Origin of the sequence: Pseudarthrobacter sp. B4EP4b (assembly GCF_006680095.1) — a bacterium.
In the GTDB taxonomy this organism is placed as follows: Bacteria; Actinomycetota; Actinomycetes; order Actinomycetales; family Micrococcaceae; genus Arthrobacter.
In genome coordinates this window covers 81,818-100,309 of record NZ_VHIJ01000034.1, presented here as the reverse complement: position 1 = coordinate 100,309, position 18,492 = coordinate 81,818, and the positions used below count along the sequence as shown (strand labels likewise).

General features: G+C 66.1%; 16 protein-coding genes. 7 read left to right on the top strand and 9 right to left on the bottom strand.

Annotated elements, in window-relative coordinates; genetic code table 11:
- The first annotated feature begins 175 nt into the window (after positions 1 to 175).
- Both FNL14_RS12870 and FNL14_RS12865 read left to right on the top strand, forming a co-directional pair.
- Positions 176 to 1,642 carry an FAD-dependent oxidoreductase gene (locus tag FNL14_RS12870; RefSeq protein WP_142060618.1) on the top strand — a complete coding sequence of 489 codons (1,467 nt, stop codon included), beginning with the start codon at positions 176 to 178 and terminating at the stop codon, positions 1,640 to 1,642.
- Positions 1,643 to 1,782: 140 nt separating this feature from the next.
- Positions 1,783 to 2,718 (top strand): TM2 domain-containing protein, encoded by a 936-nt coding sequence (locus tag FNL14_RS12865; protein ID WP_142060616.1) that lies wholly within the window; start codon positions 1,783 to 1,785, stop codon positions 2,716 to 2,718.
- Between the two features lie 14 nt (positions 2,719 to 2,732).
- On the opposite strand, the gene FNL14_RS12860 is transcribed toward FNL14_RS12865, so the two are convergent.
- From FNL14_RS12860 to FNL14_RS12850, 3 genes are read right to left on the bottom strand one after another with little or no spacing between them, the layout of a single operon-like run.
- A complete protein-coding gene (locus FNL14_RS12860; protein WP_142060614.1) occupies positions 2,733 to 3,173 on the bottom strand; it encodes an SRPBCC family protein in 441 nt (146 codons plus the stop codon).
- A 22-nt stretch (positions 3,174 to 3,195) separates the two neighbouring features.
- Entirely contained in the window at positions 3,196 to 4,023 is an 828-nt protein-coding gene (locus tag FNL14_RS12855; protein WP_142060612.1) for a DUF1206 domain-containing protein, read from the bottom strand.
- Positions 4,024 to 4,026: 3 nt separating this feature from the next.
- Positions 4,027 to 4,317: a hypothetical protein gene (locus tag FNL14_RS12850; protein WP_091416212.1), complete on the bottom strand. Its 291-nt coding sequence runs from the start codon at positions 4,315 to 4,317 to the stop codon at positions 4,027 to 4,029.
- A 154-nt stretch (positions 4,318 to 4,471) separates the two neighbouring features.
- Here FNL14_RS12850 and FNL14_RS12845 point away from each other — a divergent pair, with 154 nt between their 5' ends.
- Complete coding sequence (locus tag FNL14_RS12845; RefSeq protein WP_142060610.1) at positions 4,472 to 5,008, top strand: hypothetical protein; 537 nt, start codon at positions 4,472 to 4,474, stop codon at positions 5,006 to 5,008.
- A gap of 74 nt (positions 5,009 to 5,082) precedes the next feature.
- Here the strand turns inward: FNL14_RS12845 and FNL14_RS12840 are convergent, their stop codons facing one another.
- The 3 genes from FNL14_RS12840 to FNL14_RS12830 all read right to left on the bottom strand — a co-directional run bounded on the left by FNL14_RS12840 (position 5,083) and on the right by FNL14_RS12830 (position 8,519).
- Positions 5,083 to 6,291 (bottom strand): AI-2E family transporter, encoded by a 1,209-nt coding sequence (locus FNL14_RS12840; protein ID WP_142060608.1) that lies wholly within the window; start codon positions 6,289 to 6,291, stop codon positions 5,083 to 5,085.
- A gap of 146 nt (positions 6,292 to 6,437) precedes the next feature.
- Positions 6,438 to 7,118, bottom strand: coding sequence for a FadR/GntR family transcriptional regulator (locus tag FNL14_RS12835; protein WP_091416206.1), 681 nt, complete (start codon positions 7,116 to 7,118; stop codon positions 6,438 to 6,440).
- A 6-nt stretch (positions 7,119 to 7,124) separates the two neighbouring features.
- Positions 7,125 to 8,519, bottom strand: coding sequence for a CynX/NimT family MFS transporter (locus tag FNL14_RS12830; protein ID WP_142060606.1), 1,395 nt, complete (start codon positions 8,517 to 8,519; stop codon positions 7,125 to 7,127).
- A gap of 148 nt (positions 8,520 to 8,667) precedes the next feature.
- Here FNL14_RS12830 and FNL14_RS12825 point away from each other — a divergent pair, with 148 nt between their 5' ends.
- Positions 8,668 to 10,233, top strand: coding sequence for a CYTH and CHAD domain-containing protein (locus FNL14_RS12825; protein WP_255470818.1), 1,566 nt, complete (start codon positions 8,668 to 8,670; stop codon positions 10,231 to 10,233).
- A 163-nt stretch (positions 10,234 to 10,396) separates the two neighbouring features.
- Here the strand turns inward: FNL14_RS12825 and FNL14_RS12820 are convergent, their stop codons facing one another.
- On the bottom strand, positions 10,397 to 11,833 hold the full coding sequence (locus FNL14_RS12820) for a PucR family transcriptional regulator (protein WP_091416198.1): 1,437 nt from the start codon (positions 11,831 to 11,833) through the stop codon (positions 10,397 to 10,399).
- A gap of 156 nt (positions 11,834 to 11,989) precedes the next feature.
- Between FNL14_RS12820 and FNL14_RS12815 the strand changes: the two genes are divergently transcribed.
- Together FNL14_RS12815 and gabT are read left to right on the top strand one after the other, a co-directional pair.
- Complete coding sequence (locus FNL14_RS12815; RefSeq protein ID WP_091417052.1) at positions 11,990 to 13,420, top strand: gamma-aminobutyraldehyde dehydrogenase; 1,431 nt, start codon at positions 11,990 to 11,992, stop codon at positions 13,418 to 13,420.
- Positions 13,421 to 13,481: 61 nt separating this feature from the next.
- Positions 13,482 to 14,852: a 4-aminobutyrate--2-oxoglutarate transaminase gene (gene gabT / locus FNL14_RS12810; protein ID WP_142060602.1), complete on the top strand. Its 1,371-nt coding sequence runs from the start codon at positions 13,482 to 13,484 to the stop codon at positions 14,850 to 14,852.
- An 81-nt stretch (positions 14,853 to 14,933) separates the two neighbouring features.
- Here the strand turns inward: gabT and FNL14_RS12805 are convergent, their stop codons facing one another.
- Both FNL14_RS12805 and rarD read right to left on the bottom strand, forming a co-directional pair.
- Complete coding sequence (locus FNL14_RS12805) at positions 14,934 to 16,196, bottom strand: NAD(P)/FAD-dependent oxidoreductase (RefSeq protein WP_142060600.1); 1,263 nt, start codon at positions 16,194 to 16,196, stop codon at positions 14,934 to 14,936.
- Between the two features lie 40 nt (positions 16,197 to 16,236).
- Positions 16,237 to 17,316, bottom strand: a complete 1,080-nt coding sequence (gene rarD, locus FNL14_RS12800; protein ID WP_142060598.1) for an EamA family transporter RarD — start codon at positions 17,314 to 17,316, stop codon at positions 16,237 to 16,239.
- An 84-nt stretch (positions 17,317 to 17,400) separates the two neighbouring features.
- Between rarD and FNL14_RS12795 the strand changes: the two genes are divergently transcribed.
- The gene (locus tag FNL14_RS12795; protein WP_091416187.1) at positions 17,401 to 18,399 is read left to right on the top strand and encodes a DNA topoisomerase IB; all 999 of its coding nucleotides are present in this window, start codon (positions 17,401 to 17,403) and stop codon (positions 18,397 to 18,399) included.
- Positions 18,400 to 18,492: the final 93 nt, after the last annotated feature.

Genomic DNA, 18,492 nt, shown 5'->3' with positions numbered 1-18,492 from the left:
GGCCGTCGCACTTCAAAACCGCTGATTACGGAACCACCACCCCCAACAGCCCCCGCAAGACCTCCGTTACCACCTAGCCCCCACCCAACTGGGTAGCGCCAAGTGTCGTTTTGAGCCCTCATAACGACACTTAGCGCTACTTAGTTGGGACGGATCGAAGAAAAGGAACACAGCCGTGTCATCAAGCACCACCGTAGGTTCTGCCGACCGTCCGCTGCGCGTCGCCGTCGTGGGCTCCGGCCCGGCCGGCGTCTACGCCGCGGACATCCTCACCAAGAGCGAGGCCGTCAAGAGCGGCGAGCTGACCGTCAGCATCGACCTCTTTGACCGCTACCCGGCACCCTACGGCCTGATCCGCTACGGCGTGGCCCCTGACCACCCCCGCATCAAGGGCATCGTCAACGCCCTGCACAAGGTCCTGGACCGCGGCGACATCCGCTTCTTCGGCAACGTGGACTACGGAACGGACCTCACCATCGAGGACCTGCGCACCCACTACGACGCCGTCATCTTCGCCACCGGTGCCATCAAGGACGCGGACCTCAACATCCCCGGCATCGAGCTGGACGGCTCCTACGGCGGCGCGGACTTCGTCTCCTGGTACGACGGCCACCCCGACGTTCCCCGTGAATGGCCCCTCGAAGCCAAGGAAATCGCCGTCATCGGCAACGGAAATGTCGCCCTGGACGTGGCGCGCGTCCTATCCAAGCACGCCGACGACCTGCTGGTCTCGGAAATCCCGGACAATGTCTACGCCGGACTGAAGGCCTCGCCGGTCACCGACGTGCACGTCTTCGGCCGCCGCGGGCCTGCCCAGGTGAAATTCACCCCGCTGGAACTGCGCGAGCTGTCCCACTCCAAGGACGTGGACATCATCCTCTACCCGGAGGACTTCGAGTTCGACGAGGAATCGGACCGCCAGATCCAGACAAACAACCAGACCAAGACCATGGTCGGCACGCTCACCAACTGGATCGCCGAGCAGCCCGAGGACGTCTCCGAGCTGAAGGCTTCCCGCCGCCTGCACCTGCACTTCCTGCACAGCCCGGTGGAGATTTACGACGACGCCGAGACGCCCGGCAAGGTGGCCGGCATCAAGTTCGAGCGCACCGAACTGGATGGCACAGGCAACGCCCGCGGCACCGGCGAGTTCGTGGACTACCGGGTCCAGGCCGTGTATCGCGCCATTGGCTACTTCGGTTCCGCCCTGCCGGAGATCGAGTTCGACCACAAGAAGGGTGTGGTCCCGAACGACGGCGGCCGCGTCCTGGATGCCTCCGGCACCCACGTGCCGGGTATCTACGCCACGGGCTGGATCAAGCGCGGTCCCGTCGGCCTGATCGGCCACACCAAGGGCGACGCCCTGGAGACCGTCACCTACCTGCTGGAAGACCGCGAAAACCTTCCGGTGGCCAGCGTTCCGGCCGAGGACGCCGTGGTGGAACTCCTCGACGCCCGTGGCGTGAAGTTCACCAGCTGGGAAGGCTGGCTGGCACTGGACGCCCACGAACTCGCCCTTGGCGCAGCAGCCACGGAAGCAGGCGGCTCGCACGGTGTTGAGGTCAAGCGTGAGCGCATTAAGGTAGTGCCGCGCGAGGACATGGTGGACATCTCCCGCGACGGTGTAGCCGCGCAGGTCTAGCGCTTTTCGAAGTCAAATCAGTGGGATGGGCATTTCTGCCCATCCCACTTTTTTGGCCAATAAAGTAAATTCATTGGAGAAACACGTGCCGGCCCCGGCCGGCCGCTGCCATTCCGCCTGCCCTTACCTAAGGACCCTCCATGAGCCACCCCAGTTACCCGCCTGCGCCCGAAAACAGCGCGTCAGTTCCGCCGGTTCCGCCCGCTCCGTCCGGTTTCGCCGGGCACTACCAGGGAGGACAGTCCGGCGGCTACCAGCCGGAGCCATACGGGCAGGTTCCTTACGCCGGCGGGCCGGGCAAGTCCTTCGTCACCACCTGGATCCTGTCCCTCCTGCTCGGCAGCCTGGGCGCGGACCGGTTCTATCTCGGCAAGATTGGCACCGGCGCCGCCAAGCTGCTGACTCTGGGCGGACTGGGTATCTGGGCCATCGTTGACCTGATCATCATCCTGACCGGGAATGCCAGGGACAAGGATGGGCGTCCGCTGGAAGGCTACCCGGAGAACAAAAAGAAGGCGTGGATCATCACGGTAATCCTCTGGCTCGCAAGCATGATTACCGCAATCCTGCTCACTGTCGTGTCCATCAGCATCACAGCTGCAGCCCTCGAGGGCCGGAACGTTCCCGTTCAGCCGCCTCTTCCCTCGGCCTCGCAGGCAGCGCCCGCTCCATCATCCGGAACCACCACCGATAAAAACTCCCTCGTGGTCACCGTGTCCGAAGGCAACACCGTAAAGATCGGCGTCCTCGATTCCCTGTACACCACCGAGATCCCGGCCATGTCCTACCTGAAACCGGCGAACGGAGGGTTCCTGGTGTTCGAGGTCTCATGGGAGACGCTCACCGGAACCAGCACGGCCGCGCCGATGAACTTCGAGGCGTACGACTCGGAGGGCAACCAGGGCGAACGGATCTATCTTGAGGATGGCCTGGGCGGCCTGCCCACTGAGGAAGTGGGCGTCGGGGATCTCCGCCAGGGGCTCATTGCGTTTGACGTCAAGAAGGGGCCGGTCAAGGTAGTGGTCAGCGATGACTTCGGCGACCAGGCATCCACCTTCACTTTGACCGCTGAATAGTTAACCCGGCCGGGCTACTTCCCGGCTCCGCCTGCCGCCATCAGCTCCAGCCGCTTGAGCGTCTCCCGGTTGCGCATGGTGATCATCGGATCCCGCAGTGCCTTCGGGACCTTCTTGCCCGGGCCGCGGATAGCGTCCTCGGCCATGGTGACAAGGCACTGGTTGCCCTGGTCCTGCAGGGTGATCACCACTTTGGCCTCGCCCAGCGGCCAGCCGCGCGCCACCAGTTCCAGTGACTTCTCCGGTTCGGCAGCTGTCACGCGGGTGCTGTCGTTGATCACTAGCGGCCACGTGCCCACAGAATGGTGGAGGCGTGAGCCGGCCTGCGGCCAGGTGTCGTCCACCGCGCGGATCCTTGAGGCACCCACCACCCAGCCGGAGTAGAGCCAGCCGTCGGCAATGACCCGCCAGACATCGGCGGCAGGGGTGTTGAACAGCTGTGACACGGTGGACATGGCGTTCCTTCCTGTAGTGGAGCTACATCCGCCCGAAGCGGGACCGGATGAGGGCGAAAATTCCGTAGGCGATGAATCCGGCCCCGATGGCAACCAGCAGGTAGGGGCCGAAGGGGTGGTCGCGGAGCGCCTTGAGGCTGCCGTCCAATCCCGTGGATTCGTTGGCGTTATGCTTCGCGGCGGCAATCACAAAGAGCAGCCCGGTGAGGCACAGGGCAGCGCCTTTGGCGATATGGCCTGAGATGCCCAGGCTGTCGATAAGCCGTCCGCGCCGGGTGCCGTCGAAGTGGAAGAGTTCCTCCTTGAACCCCCGCCGGATGCCTTTGAAGATGAAGTAGACGCCGATCCCGATGATGGTCAGGCCCAGCGCCACCAGCGCCCACAGCCCCCACGGGGTTCCCATCAGCGAAGCACTGAAATCGCGGGTGCTCTCACTGGAGTCGCCCCGCAGTCCGACGGCGAAACCCGCGAAACTGAGGCCTACACTGCCGTAGGCGATGGCCAGGAAGCCCGAGGAAACCAGCTTGGCCAGCCGCTCCTTGCGGGGAAGGCGGCGGGCCCGGAGCGTGGCTTCACTGGCCTGCCATAAAGCAAGGCCCAGGCACGCAGCCACACAGGCCCACATCACGGCCGGTCCCCACGCATTGGCCGCGAGCTGTTCGATGGCGCCCGTGGGCTCGGCCTCTCCGGGCTGGCCGAAGGCGACCGCAATGGCGATGGCCCCAATGATGACGTGCAGCAGCGCCATAACCGCGAACCCGGCCCGGGCCAGGACGTCGAGGGCCGGGTGGTTCGAGGCCTCCTCGACGGCATCCGCTGCCTGGCTGAGGGTGGAGTCGCTGTCCGACATTGCTTATCCGTTCATGGGTCCTTCGGCGCGGATCTTCTCCGCGCCTGGTCCCTCGACGTGGACGGTGCAGCGGACCACCAGCTGCCCGGGGGCGTTCTCCAGTTCCACGAGGGAATCGTTTCCGCTCAGCACGGTGAAGACTTCGGTTCCCGGCACCACTGCCACGCCCTTGGCTTTGGCAGTGTCCCGCGCATTCCCGAACGCTTCGCGCTGAAGCTTCTCCACGTAGCTGCCGTCATCTTCACGGGCGGGGTCACCAAAGGCCCAGCCGAACAAACTCCCTGTAGTACCCATGCCCAAGATATTACGCGTTGCGCCTGTACAAGACGGGCTTTCGTAACATTAGTAAGTGTGCTTACCATAGGCGCACCATGACCTTGAGGGGACACGGCAAGAGACGTCCGCAGGCACGGCATCTGTAACCAGTTCAACGTTAGGAATGCACATCATGGCAGGAAATCTTATTGCCCGGTCGGTTCACGACCTGACGGCAGCAGCATGGTTCGGTGGATCCTTGATGGGTGCCATCGGCCTGAACGGTGCGGCAGCGGCGGCCAGGGAGCCGTCAGAGCGGACCCGGCTCTCCAGTGCCGGGTGGATGAAGTGGGCGCCCTTCCAGACGGCTGCGTTCGCCTCCCACCTGGTGGCGGACCTCGCGATTGCCTGGGAAAACAAGGAGCGCATTGCCAAGCAGGACGGCGTGGCGCGGGACACGGTGATCAAGACGGCGGTGACGGTGGCGGGCGCTGCCGTGACGCTGTACTCCGGCATCCTGGGCAAGAAGGTGGAGAAGCTGGCCGATCAGGGCGCTGAGAGTGCTACGGAGCCGCGGCCGGATGCCTCGGATGAACTGAAGGCGGCGCAGCAGCAGCTCAAGGTGCTGCAGTGGGTCATCCCGGCGTTCGCCGGCCTGGTGGTCATCCTGGGCGCCAAGCACGGCGAGATGCAGCGGCCCAAGAATGTGTTTGCGGGCCTGCAGCGCTAACGCAGCAAAAACGAACGACGACGGTCCGGCGCCCAGGTGCCGGACCGTCGTCGTGCGTGATTAAAAGGCCAGGCCTAGACCGGCTGGCTCTGTGCGGGAGGCAGGTTCGGGTTCATGTCCTCCAGGTTTGGATCCTCCGCCGTCCACACCTGGATGATGGCCCACGCGACGGCGGTAAGCGGCACCGACAGCACGGCACCTACGATGCCGGCCAGGATAGTGCCGGCAGTCAGTGCCATCAGGATCACCAGGGCGTGGAGCTGCAGTGACTTGCCCATCACGATCGGCTGCAGGAGGTCGCCTTCGAGCTGGTTGACCGCCACCACCACGGCCACCACGATCAGTGCGACAATCGGGCCGTTTGCCACCAGCGCCACCAGGGCGGCCAGGATGCCGGCCACCGTGGCGCCCACCAGCGGAATAAATGCGCCGATGAACACGATGATGGCCAGGGGAAAGGCCAGGGGAACCTGCATGATCAGCAGCGCGGCGCCGATGGCCACCGTGTCCACCAGGGCCACGATGGCGGTGCCGCGGACGTACCCGCCCAGCACTTCCAGCGTCCGGCTCCCCACCCGGCGCAGCTTCGCTTCCCGTTGCCCGCTAAAGGGCCGGAGGAAGAAGTTCCAGATTTTCGCGCCGTCCTTGAGGAAGAAAAACAGGATGACCACCATCAGGCTGGCCCCGGCTATGAATTCGGTGACCACCGACAGGCCGGTGATGGCGCCGGACCGGACCTGGCTGCTGGTGGCGAACTGCACAATCCCTTCGCGCGCCTGGTCCAGCTGTTCCTGCTCGATGGGAACCGGGCCGGTCAGCAGGAACTGTTCCAGCTCATCCAGTCCTGAGGAAGCCTGTGCCGCCAGCTCGCCCCACTGGTTGCGGACGGAAAAATAGATCACTGTGGAAATGCCGGCGAGCAAGGCCAGCAATGCCACGAAAGCGAGGCCTGTGGCCACTCCGCCTGGGATGCCGCGGCGCCGCAGCATGTTCACGAACGGTCCTATCGCCGCGGCCAGGATCAGCGCGATCAGGACCGGAATGACCAGGAGTTTGATCTGCATCAGCGCGTAGACGGACACCACTGCGACCGTCAGGATCAGCAGGACCTGGGCTGCCCGGGTGCCCACCCTGCCCAGCCCGTCAGTCCAAAGTGCGCTGGGCTGTTTGGCAGGGCGTTTCTTTGGAGCCGCGGCCGGTTCGTGCCCGTTCGGATGTGGCGCCGGTAGCGGTTGCGGGGTATCGGTGCCCGGCACCTGTTCGGTCAGGCGTGCTTGCGCCATAGGGAACTCCTCATTCGTCGGCGGGTACCCGGGTGCGCAGTATGAGCACGCCAGGAAGACAACCTTCGTCGAATAGTAAGCCTACTGACCGATTAAGGCCGGGTGAAACCCCGTGACCGCCGCATTTCCCTTCGAAGGCGGAGCCGCTACGCCGCCAGCCACTCTGCGCAGGAGTTGAGGTTCCGGTTTACGGTGGCCACGGACCCGTCCTCATCGCCCTGCTCTATGGCCTCGAGCAGTAGGTCATGCCCCTCGTGCTGCAGCCCGTCGAATCCGGGCCGGAGAAGTTGTTTGAGCATGTCCTCATGGACCACGGCGCCGAAGCTGACGTAGAGCTCATGCAGCAGGGGGTTGCCGGAGGCTTGGGCCACGCGCTCATGGAAACCCCAGTCGGCACGCGCCCAGGCCGCATAGTCTTGGCTTTTCCAGGCCTGGGCCCGATCGCTGAGGAGCGCGCGCAGGGCCGCGACGTCGTCAGGCGTGGCATGGCGCGCCGCGAGCCGGGCTGCCTGGGTGTCCAGGCCGAGGCGGACTTCCAGGATGTGCGCCTCGGTGTGGTCCTGGTACATGCGGCGGGCGGCACCGGAGATCTCGCTGGTGGCGCGGACGTAGGTGCCGTCTCCGCGGCGCACTTCCAGCATGCCGCTGTGCGCCAGGGCCTTGATGGCCTCGCGCAGCGTGCCCCGCGAGACGCCCAGATCCGTCATCAGTCCGGTCTCGGAGGGGATGCGCTGGTGCAGGGGCCATTCACCGGAGTGGATCATGGCGCGGAGCTTTGCCGTGACTTCCTCGGCAAGCGGCGGACGGTGTGAGGTACTGAGGGCCATGGCGTCCTACTTCCGCCCGGCCGCGGGAGATTCGGCCGCGGGAGATTCGGCCGCGGGAAATTCGGCCGCGGGTGATCCGGCCGTGCGGGCGGCAACGACGCCAGTTGCGCCGCGGGTCATCGCGCTGCCCGTGATCAGGTGCGCCACCACAATCTGGACCAGCGACAGGAAAAGCAGTAACGCAAGGGGCAGGATCCAGCCGCCGGTGGCGCTGTGCAGCAGTCCCATGCCGAAGGGGCCGGCGGTGGCGAGCAGGTACCCGCTGGACTGGGCAAGGGTGGAAAGTGCTGTGGTTTCGGCCGTGCTGGCTCCGCTCCGGCTGATCATCACCATCACCAGCGGGAAGATGCCCAGGCCGAACCCCAGCAGGACCGCGGGAACAACGGCCAGGGCCACCGGCAGGACCAGGAGCAGGGCAAGTCCCGCGGCCATGGTGATGCTGACCAGGTAAAACGCCGGGCGCAGCATGCGGGGGCGGGAACCAATGGCAATGAGCAGCATGCCCGCAGGAACGGACACCAGCTGCATCAGCCCGAACATCAGCCCGCTGTCCGAAGCGTTCATGCCCATGGTGGTGAGCATGTACGGGAACCAGCTCAGCAGCGCATAGGCCAACAGGGCCTGGAGCGTGAAGATTGCCGTCAGGAGCAGCCCTTTCCGGGTCCGAAGCAGCGGCCAGGGGGACACATGCCGGGCCGCGGACCGGGTGCTGTTGCGGTGTGCGTGCAAGGCGACGGGGAGGAAGCCGAGGAAAGCGGCGACGGCGGTGATTCCAATGGCGCCGACGGCCGCGGACGGCGATCCCAGGGCCTGCGCCAACGGAACCACGGCAACGGCCGTGACGGTGGCCCCGGTGGTCATGGTCACCGTATAGACGGCCGTCATGAGCGAGGTCCGGTGCGCGAAGTGTTCACGGATGAAGGACGGCATGGCCACGTTGCACACTGCCAGCCCGGACATTCCCACCACGCTGCCCAGTACCAGCATTCCGGTGGCGGGGATGCCGCGGAGCAGGAGCCCGCCGGCCAGCAGGGAGAGTGACAGCAGGATGGCCTTCTCCACGCCCAATTTGCCTGTCAGCCAGGAGGTACCGGCGCCGGCCAGGGCGAAGCAGAGTGTGGGGATGGAGGGGATGATGGCAGCCACGAGGGGTCCGTAACCCAATACGGTCTGCAGGTCGTGCAGAAGCGCCGATGCCCCGGTGATGCCCGCCCGCAGGTTGAGCCCGATGAGTACCAGAGCTATCACGCCGAACACGACGGCGGAGCGCGGCTTGGTTGCCTCGCCTCCAGAAGTGCCCCCAACAGCAGGCGCGGCGGCCCGCACCTGGGCCGAAGCAGTGGCAGGCGCCGAAGCATGTGCGGTGTAAGGGATTGCAGGGGAGGGGGGAACGGCGGGCATCTCCCAAGGCTAAAGGTTAGACGTTTGATGTTTCCAGTTTTGTGGTCAAGCTCTCCCGCCGCTGCCTGCCCGGGCAATAGACTGCCAGCGGGGGCTGGGGCGCCAATCCGTCCAGGCCATGCGTGACGAGTGCGGAAGGACGGCTGTGATGGCTTCCGAGGGAATTGAGATCGAGAAGAAGTACGACGTCGGTGAAGACGCCGCAGTGCCCGCGCTGGAAGAACTGGCGGGCGTGGCCAGCGTCGGGACGCCGCATACTGCCGTCCTGGAGGCCGTCTACTTCGATACGGACAAGCACACGCTCGCCTCCCGCCGCATCACCCTGCGCCGCCGCACCGGCGGGGCCGACGCCGGCTGGCACCTGAAGCTGCCGCCGGAAGCAACCACTGAAACAGAACCCCAGCACCGCCGCGAGGTGCACGCACCGCTGGGCCAGCCCGACGTCGTGCCTGACAGCCTGCTGGCGCATGTCCAGGCTCACCTTCGGGGAGCCGACGTGAGGCCCGTAGTCCGGCTTCAGACCCGGCGTACCACCCACGCGCTGTACGCCGGGGACGGGACGCACCTGGCGGACCTGGCAGATGACTGGGTGGAGGCAACCCGCCTGCGCCCCGGAGACGCGGAAGAACAGCCGCAGAGCTGGCGCGAGTGGGAACTCGAACTGGTTCACGGCGGGCCGGAGCTGTTCGAGCCCGCAGAGCCGCTGCTCCTGGCTGCGGGAGCCCGTCCGGCCGGCCACGCATCCAAACTGGCCCGGGCCCTTGGGGGCGCGTCAAAGGCGGGCGCAGCGCTGGAAGGCCAGGCAGCCCCGGTGGAACTCCAGGCCGGAAAGAAGGCACCGGCCGCCGCCGTCGTCACCGTCTACGTGACGGAGCAACTGCGCCGGCTCCTCGCCGAGGACGCCGCGGTCAGGCTGGAGGAACCCGAGGGCATCCACAACATGAGGTCCGCCATCCGCCGGCTCCGGTCGGTGCTGGCCGCGTACAAGAAGCTGTACCGGGCCACGCCCGTCCGGCGTTTGCGGGATGAGCTGGACTGGCTGGGCCAGCTGATGGGCGATCCGCGGGACGCCGAGGTGGTCCTGGCAGGGCTGCGCGGCCAACTGGCCGGGCTTCCGCCGGGGGCCGGCACGGACGCCGTCCGCGAGCAGGTGGAGCGCAAGGCCGGAGCGGCATTCGACGCCGGTTACCGCCAGGTACACGACGCCCTTCAGTCCGAGCGGTATTTTCGGCTGCTGGACAACCTGGAAGACTTCCGCGATAAGCCGCCGGTGAGGGCGGATGAGGTGGCGGCAGGCCGTCGGCTTGCCGTGAAAGCCGTGGACAAGTCCGTGCGCAGGCTGCGGCGCTCGCAGAAGGCCGCCCGCCAGGCCCGGCGCGGCACGGATTACGAAAACGCACTCCACCAGGTCCGCAAGGAGGCCAAGCGGTTGCGGCACGTGGCCGAGCTGGCGGTGCTGGTGAAGGGCAAACGCGCCGGGAAAGTGGCCAAGGCAGCCCACAAGCAGCAGAAAATCCTCGGCGGCTTCCACGACGCCGTGGTGGCCCGGAAGCTGCTGCAGGACCTGGAAGCGGGCCCTGCCATGGCGGAGGCCGCGGCCGAGGCGATGGCGGTGCTTCGGAAACGCCAGGCCGAAGTCATGGACCAGGCCGAGGCCAAGTACCGCAAGGCCCGGAAAAAGTCCCGTGGCCTGCTGCGGCGCGGGGTTCTGTAGGGGCTCCCAAGGCAACGCGGAGTCAGATAACGCCCTTTCAACCCCAACTATTGGGCACTGTCTGACCCCGCCCGCACCCTAGCCTCGCAAGCTCGGCCAGGGAACCCGGCGGGCGTGGGCCCACCCGCGTTGCGGCTACTTCCCTGTCTGACCCGCGTTGCGGCTACTTCCCCTGCCGGGCGGACAGCCGGGCCACCGCAAGGGCGAGCCAGAGCTGCACCCGGTCCGTGGTGACCGCGGGGTCGTAACCGGTCAGTTCGGTGATCTGTGCCAGCCGGTACCTGACCGTGTTGCGGTGCAGGGTGAGCTCCTCGGCGACGGCGGCCACGGAGCCGTTGTTGTTCAGGTAGCTTTCCAGCGTGGTCATCAGTTCGGCGCCATGGGCGGCGTCGAAGGTCCGCAGCGGATTCAGGGACTCGTGGGCCATGTCCGCCAGCGGCACGTCCTCACTGGCCAGCAGCAGCGACGTCAGGCTCAGCCGCTCCGGCTCGTTGACCGGCAGTCCGTGGCTGGCCGCATCCCGCGCCTCAAAGTAGCTCCAGCGCAGGCCGTTCGGCTTGGTGTACGCGCCGCCGATGCCGATCGTGGCGTGAATCCCCGCCTCCGCCAGGTGGTCGCTCAACTTCCGCGCCAGCGACGGCGCCGCCCCGCCGTCGTCGTTCATCACCAGCATCAGGTCCTTGCCCACGACGGCGGCCACGGACTTCTCCAGTTCCCGCGGCACCGAGGTGCTCACCAGGGCCTTGTGATGGGCGGCCGAGACAGCCAACAGCACCACGTTCTTGCGCGTGCTGTTGATGCCCACCCCGGCCAGGCGGCGCTGCGCCTCGCTGGTCTCCAGCGCCCCGTGGATCACGTCCTCCAGCACCTGCCCGCACAGGGCGCGCTCGGCCTGGCGCTGCTTGACCATGTTGTTCAGCTCAACACTGATCAGGTTCTGGGCGTACCCGATGATGCCCGAGTCCTCAAAGGGCTTGCGGACCCAGAGGGTGCAGGCATCCCGCCGGCCGGTGGGGATGGGGTAGGACGCCCAGGTATCGGCTTGCGGACTGTCTTTGGTGCTGTTGTACAGCTGTGCCGTGAACTGGGTGAGCGCGATGTCCGCCCGGAGCATCCCGCCGAGGTGTTTCAGGAGCTCGGCCAGGCCGCCGCCGGTCAGCAGCGCGCGCGCCAGCACCTGGTGGCCGGCGATCAGCCGTTCCAGTTTGGCGTAATGGTCCGCGGACTGGGCGTCCGCCACCAGCTTGCCGATGGCGATGAAGGGTGTTTCGTAGGGGACTTCCACCACCGGCAGGCCCCAGCGGTTGGCCTCGGCGAGCAGGGCCGGCGGTACTGCTTCATGGGACAGCCCCACGCCGAAGCCGATACCCACGGCGCCGGCCCGCTGTACCTGCCGGACAAAACGCCGCTGCTCGGGGGCCGATTTCAGCCGCAAGCCAGTGGTGAGGATGAGCTCGCCACCATTGATGAAGCGCTGCGGGTCCTCCAGTTCGGTCACAGCCACCCAGTTGATGTCCTCGTGCCAGGTGGTCTCGGCGACCCCCACTTTGGACAGGTTCAGGGATTTGACACCCAGGAGGGCAGCAAGGGAAATGGCCATGAACCAAGGATAAACGGGCGCTAGTCAACCGCACTAAAAAGCGGCAGGAAAGGTGTGCAGGTGGCTATTCACGGGGCAGGGGCGCTGGCATAGGCTCAAGGCAGTCAGATCCATCAGTTTCGACGCCGATGGCCCCCAGGAAAGAGGTTGCACACCGTGGTCCAAACCTTGCAGAACTTCATCAACGGTTCCTTTGTCACGCCCGCCGGCAGCGGCACGCTGGACATCGTGAACCCCACCAACGGTGAAGTGGTGGCGCACTCGCCCATCTCCAACCAGCAGGATGTGGACGCTGCCATGGCCGCAGCCAAGGAAGCCTTCAAGAGCTGGAAGCACGTCACGCCCGGCCAGCGCCAGCTGATGCTGCTCAAGCTCGCCGACGCCGTCGAGGCCAACAGCGACGAACTGGTGGAGGCGCAGCACCGCAACACGGGCCAGGTGCGCTCCCTGATCGCCTCTGAGGAAGTCGCCGCCGGTGCCGACCAGCTGCGCTTCTTCGCCGGAGCAGCCCGCATCCTGGAAGGCAAGTCAGCGGGTGAGTACTTCGAGGGCCACACCTCCTACGTCCGCCGCGAACCCATCGGCGTTGTGGCCCAGGTGGCGCCCTGGAACTACCCGTTCCTGATGGCCATCTGGAAGATCGGTCCCGCGCTCGCAGCCGGCAACACCGTTGTCCTGAAGCCCTCGGACACCACCCCGGAGTCCACCCTGGTCCTGGCCCGTCTCGCCGGTGACATCTTCCCCGCCGGCGTCCTGAACGTGGTGCTGGGCACCGGCCAGACCGGAGCCATGATGGTGGACCACAAGGTTCCCGGCCTGGTGTCCATCACCGGCTCGGTCCGCGCCGGCATCGCCGTCGCCTCCGGTGCCGCGAAGAGCCTCAAGCGCGCCCACCTGGAGCTGGGCGGCAAGGCGCCGGCCATCGTGTTCAAGGACGCCGACATCAAGAAGAGCGCCGCGGCCATCGCCGAATTCGCCTTCTTCAACGCCGGGCAGGACTGCACCGCCATCACCCGGGTCCTGGTGGAGGAATCCGTGCATGACGACGTTGTGGCAGCCATGGTGGAGCACACCAAGACCCTGCACACCGGCTCGCAGAACGACGAAGACAACTACTTCGGCCCGCTGAACAACATCAACCACTTCAAGCAGGTCAGCTCCGTGGTGGAAAACCTTCCAGCGCACTGCCGGATCGAAACCGGCGGACACCAGGCGGGGGATAAGGGCTTCTTCTTCGAGCCCACCATCGTCACTGGTGCGAAGCAGACGGACAGCATCGTCCAGCAGGAAACGTTCGGACCGGTCATCACGGTGCAAAAGTTCAGCACGGAAGAAGAAGCGGTGGAACTGGCCAACGATGTGGACTACGCCCTGGCCTCCAGCGTCTGGACCTCCAACCACGGCACGGCCATGCGGCTCAGCCGCGACCTGGACTTCGGCGCCGTCTGGATCAACACCCACATCCTCCTCACCGCCGAAATGCCGCACGGTGGCTTCAAGCAGTCCGGCTACGGCAAAGACCTCTCCATGTACGGCGTCGAGGACTACACGCGCATCAAGCACGTGATGAGCGCACTGGACGCCTGACGAGTCCGCGCTAACGGCATCACTTCCCCAAACGCTCCCCGCAATTCCTGAAAGGCCCCCCATGACCACCACCGCATCAGACATCACCTTCCGGCTGGAACAGAAGCGCCGCGTCCAGGCCGACTTCCCGGGCCCCAAGTCGCTGGCCCTGGCTGAACGGCGCAAGTCCGTCGTCGCCGCGGGCGTCGCCTCCGGCGTCCCGGTATACGTTGCCGACGCCGACGGCGGCATCATCCATGACGTGGACGGCAACTCCTTCATCGACCTTGGTTCAGGCATCGCAGTGACCAGCGTGGGCGCGTCCGATCCCGCCGTCGTCGGTGCTGTCAAGGAAGCCGTGGAGCACTTCACCCACACCTGCTTTATGGTCACGCCGTACGAAGGTTACGTGGCTGTCGCCGAGCAGCTGAACCGCCTCACCCCGGGCGACCACGAGAAGCGCACCGTCCTGTTCAACTCCGGCGCGGAGGCAGTGGAGAACGCCATCAAGGTGGCCCGCCTCGCCACGGGGCGTGACGCCGTCGTGGCTTTCGACCACGCCTACCACGGCCGGACCAACCTCACCATGGCGCTCACTGCCAAGGCCATGCCGTACAAGACCAACTTCGGCCCGTTCGCGCCCGAGGTCTACCGCATGCCCATGAGCTACCCGTACCGCGAGGAAAACCCGGAGATCACCGGTGCCGAGGCCGCCAAGCGCGCCATCACCATGATCGAAAAGCAGATCGGCGGAGACCAGGTTGCCGCGATCATCATCGAACCCATCCAGGGCGAGGGCGGCTTCATCGTCCCCGCTGAAGGCTTCCTCCCTGCACTGGCAGCCTGGGCCAAGGACAAGGGCATCGTCTTCATCGCCGACGAGGTCCAGTCCGGTTTCTGCCGCACCGGCGAATGGTTCGCCGTCAACCACGAAGGCGTCATCCCGGACATCATGACCCTGGCCAAGGGCATCGCCGGCGGCATGCCGCTCTCCGCTATCACCGGCCGGGCAGACCTGCTCGACGCCGTCCACCCGGGCGGCCTCGGCGGCACCTACGGCGGCAACCCGGTGGCCTGCGCCGCCGCACTCGCCTCCATCGGCACCATGGAGGAGTACGACCTGAACGGCCGCGCCCGCCACATCGAAGCCCTCGCCACTACCCGGCTTCGGGAACTGCAGCAGGAACTGGCAGGCGCTGGAACCGGTGTTATCGGCGATGTCCGCGGCCGCGGTGCAATGCTGGCCATCGAGCTGGTCCAGGCCGGCTCCAAGGAACCGAACCCGGAACTGACAAAGGCCGTTGCCGCCGCCTGCCTGAAGGAAGGCGTCATCATCCTGACGTGCGGCACCTACGGCAACGTCATCCGTCTCCTGCCGCCGCTGGTTATCACCGATGAGCTGCTGAACGACGGCCTGGAGGTCCTGGCTGCGGCCATCAAGGCCAACGCGTAGCCGTCAATAGAGTTAGCGTCCCCTCGCAACGGCGCGAACAAAACCTGGGCCCCGGAACTACCGTTCCGGGGCCCAGGGGTTTTAAGGCAGCTGTCGGTTGACGTTATCCGGCCCGCCGATAACCACCTGCGCGGGGCTGTGCAGGACGTACCCGTTGAGCCAGGAAAACAACGCCCGGATTTTCTGCTGGAATCCGGACAGGAGCGCCAGGTGCACCAGGAGCCAGGACAGGAAGGCCAGCGGCCCCTGGAGCTGCATGCGCTGCCGGCCGAGTTCAGCCACGGCCGCTCCCCGCCCGATCATGGCCATGTAGCCTTTGTCCACGTAGCGGAACGGCTGCCGGGTGCCGCCGTTGAGGTCTGCGTTGATGTTGCGGGCTGCCCACTTGCCGGCCTGCTGGGCCACTGAGCCGAGCTGTGGCAGCTTGGCTCCGGTGGAGTCGGTGATGTTGGCGGCATCGCCAATGACGTAGACGCCCTCGACGTCGGGAACGGTCAGGTCGGTGAGGACATCGATCCGGCCGCCTTTCCCCTGGGGCAGCCCGGAGCCGGCCAGGAGGTCGCCGCCCTTGAGCCCCCCGGCCCACACCACGATTCCTCCCGGGATGTCCGTCCCGTCGGCCAGCGTTACGCCGCCGTCACGCACTTCTGTGACGCCCACGCCCATGTGCATCTGGACGCCGATTTTTGCCAGGCGCTGCCGGGTGTACTCCTGGGACTTCGCCGAAAACATGGTGAGGACGGTGGGGACCATGTCCACCAGGTGCACGCGGCACCGCGCAGCCAGTTCAGGGGAGAAGTACTTGGCCACGACGAATTTGATGTTTTCCGCCAGGGCCCCGGCTGTCTCCACACCGGTGGGTCCGCCGCCGACCACGACCATCTCCACCGGCGCCCCTGGCTCCCGGTCCGCCCGGTCCAGCAGCCGGGTCACGCTGGTTCCCAAACGGGTTGCGTCCGTGACCGAATACAGCGGGAAGGTATGCTCCGCCGCGCCGGGTATGTTGAAGAAATTGGGGACGGCACCAACGGCAACCACCAGGATCTGGGCGCGGAATGTGTCACCCTCGGCGGTGGTGACAGTGTGGTTTGCGGCGTCGACGGCAGACACCTCGGCCGTCAGGACCCGGACGTTCCTGCGGCGCCTGAAAACCGACCGGATGGGCCGGGCAATGGCTGACACGCCGATCTGTGACGTGGCAACCTGGTACAGCAGCGGCTGGAACTGGTGGTAGTTGTTCGAGTCGATCAGCAGTACCCGGACGCCCTTGCGGCCAAGTTCCTTGGCTGCGGCGATGCCGGCGAATCCTGCCCCGATCACGATGACCTGATATGAGTCCTCCATCCGAGCAACCTACTCCACCGGGCTTCCCCGCAACAGTGGGTCAGGTGGATTTCAGGGAAGCTTTGCTCCTTCGGCGGGCCACGGACGTCTTGCGTGCGGTGCGCAGCATGTCCACGGTCAGGACCAGCAGCGCCAGCCACACCACGCCGAACCCGATCCAGCGGTCCACGGTCATTGCTTCCTTGAACACCAGCAGCGCCAGGATGAACTGCAGCACGGGTGCTGAATACTGGAGCAGCCCGATGGTGGTCATCGGGAGCCGGCGTGCCGCGGCACCGAAGAACACCAGCGGCACCGCGGTGATCACGCCGGAAGCCAGCAGGAGCCAGAAATGGCCGGGCCCCTGTGTGGTCAGGGTGGCGGTTCCGGCCGACGCCAGGTAAATCATGGTGACGGCAGCAAACGGAGCCAGCACCACTGTTTCAACGCTGAGGCTGGTGACGGCATCCACCTTCGGACCAACCCGCTTCTTCACGAAACCGTACAGGCCAAAACTGAAGGCGAGCGTCAGTGCAATCCACGGGAGCTTTCCATAGGAGTAGGTGAGCACTCCGACGGCGATGAAGCCGATGGCGACGGCCGCCCACTGCAGCGGCCGCAGCTTTTCCTTCAGTACCAGCACGCCAAGCATGACCGAAACCAGCGGATTGATGAAGTATCCCAGTGATGCCTCGACGGCCTGTCCCGTGGTCACCCCGTAGGTGTAGGTCAGCCAGTTGATGGCGATCAGGAAAGCCGCCACGGCAAGCGTGCCAAAAACGGAACGGTCCCGCAGTGCCTGCGACAGGGTGCCCCATGACCGGGTCACCGTGATGAGGAGCGCACAGAACAGCAGTGACCACACCACCCGGTTGGCCACAATTTCGACGGCGCCTGCCGGCATCAGCACAAAGAAGTACAGCGGGAGCAGCCCCCACAGTCCGTAGGCGCCGATGCCAAACAGGATCCCCGCCGTCGTCTCCTTGTCCACTGCCTTGGGCGCCCCCTTGGTGCCGGCGCCGCCTGCGGGTGCCCCGCTTACTGCTGCTGCAGGAGCCGGCCCTGGCGAGGACGTTGGGGTAGTCGGAGCGGGCAGGTGGGCGGGGGAGGAGGATCCATCGGGAAAAGGCACAACACCCATAACATCACTTCCAGGACGGGTATTCCGGCAAATAGTCAGTAGGCTTGCTTTTATGACTTACGCCGACCGGCCGGAGACCGCCCCATGAGGCTCCGGCGCAGCAACGCTTCGGGCCGCGGCTACCGCCGGGTGGCGGCGGGCAAGGGTTTCAGTTACCGGGACCTGGACGGCTCCACCCTGCCACCGGGGCCCGTCCGCGAGCGGCTGGAAAGTATCGGAATACCGCCGGCGTGGACGGACGTTTGGATTGCCCCGTTCGAGAACGGGCACATCCAGGCCACCGGCGTGGACGCTGTTGGCCGGCGGCAGTACATCTACCACCCGGAATGGCGGGAGCGGAAGGACCGGGTGAAGTTCAACCGGGCGCTTCAGCTGGCCGAATCGCTGCCGGGCGCCCGCCGTCGGGTAACCATGGACCTGCGAAGTGACGGATTTTCGCGTGACCGGGTCCTTGCGGCCGCCTTCCGGATGCTAGACAGCGGGTCGCTGCGGGTGGGGTCCGAGCGGTACACCAACGAGAACGGCAGCCGCGGCCTGGCCACCCTGCTCTGCGCCCACGTGCAGGTGCGCAAGGACCGGATCCTGTTGAGGTTCCCTGCCAAGAGCGGCAAGGACTGGGAGTCGGAAATCCGCGACGCCGACCTTGCCGCCCTGCTGCGGCTGCTCAAGCGGCGGGGACCCAACGCCCGGCTCCTGGCGTACAAGGACGGCCGGCAGTGGCGGCCGGTTACCAGCGCGGACATCAACGCCTACGTGAAGGAGCGGACCGGCTCGGACTTTACCGCCAAGGACTTCCGGACCCTGCGGGGTACGGTGGCGGCGGCTGCCAGCCTTGCCAGGACCGGCCCGCAGAGAACGGCGGCGAAGCGGAAGCGGGCCATCAGCCGGGCGATGGTCGACGCCTCCGAAGTACTGGGGAACACGCCTTCGATCGCGCGCAAAAGCTATGTGGACCCTCGCGTGGTGGACCACTACCACGAGGGCGAAACCATCGACCCCAAGCGGCCGGACTCCGCCGAGGCCGAGCTGCGCGCGCTGCTCTACCGCGAAGGCGATGTGGTTCCGCTGGCCAAAAGCGGATAAGGCCGGCTTTGTGCTCCGCGGCCAGGGGTCCGGGGCCAATTAGAATAAGTGACTGTGCGCTGCTCCTACCTGCGCATCCTCATCGGTCAGAAG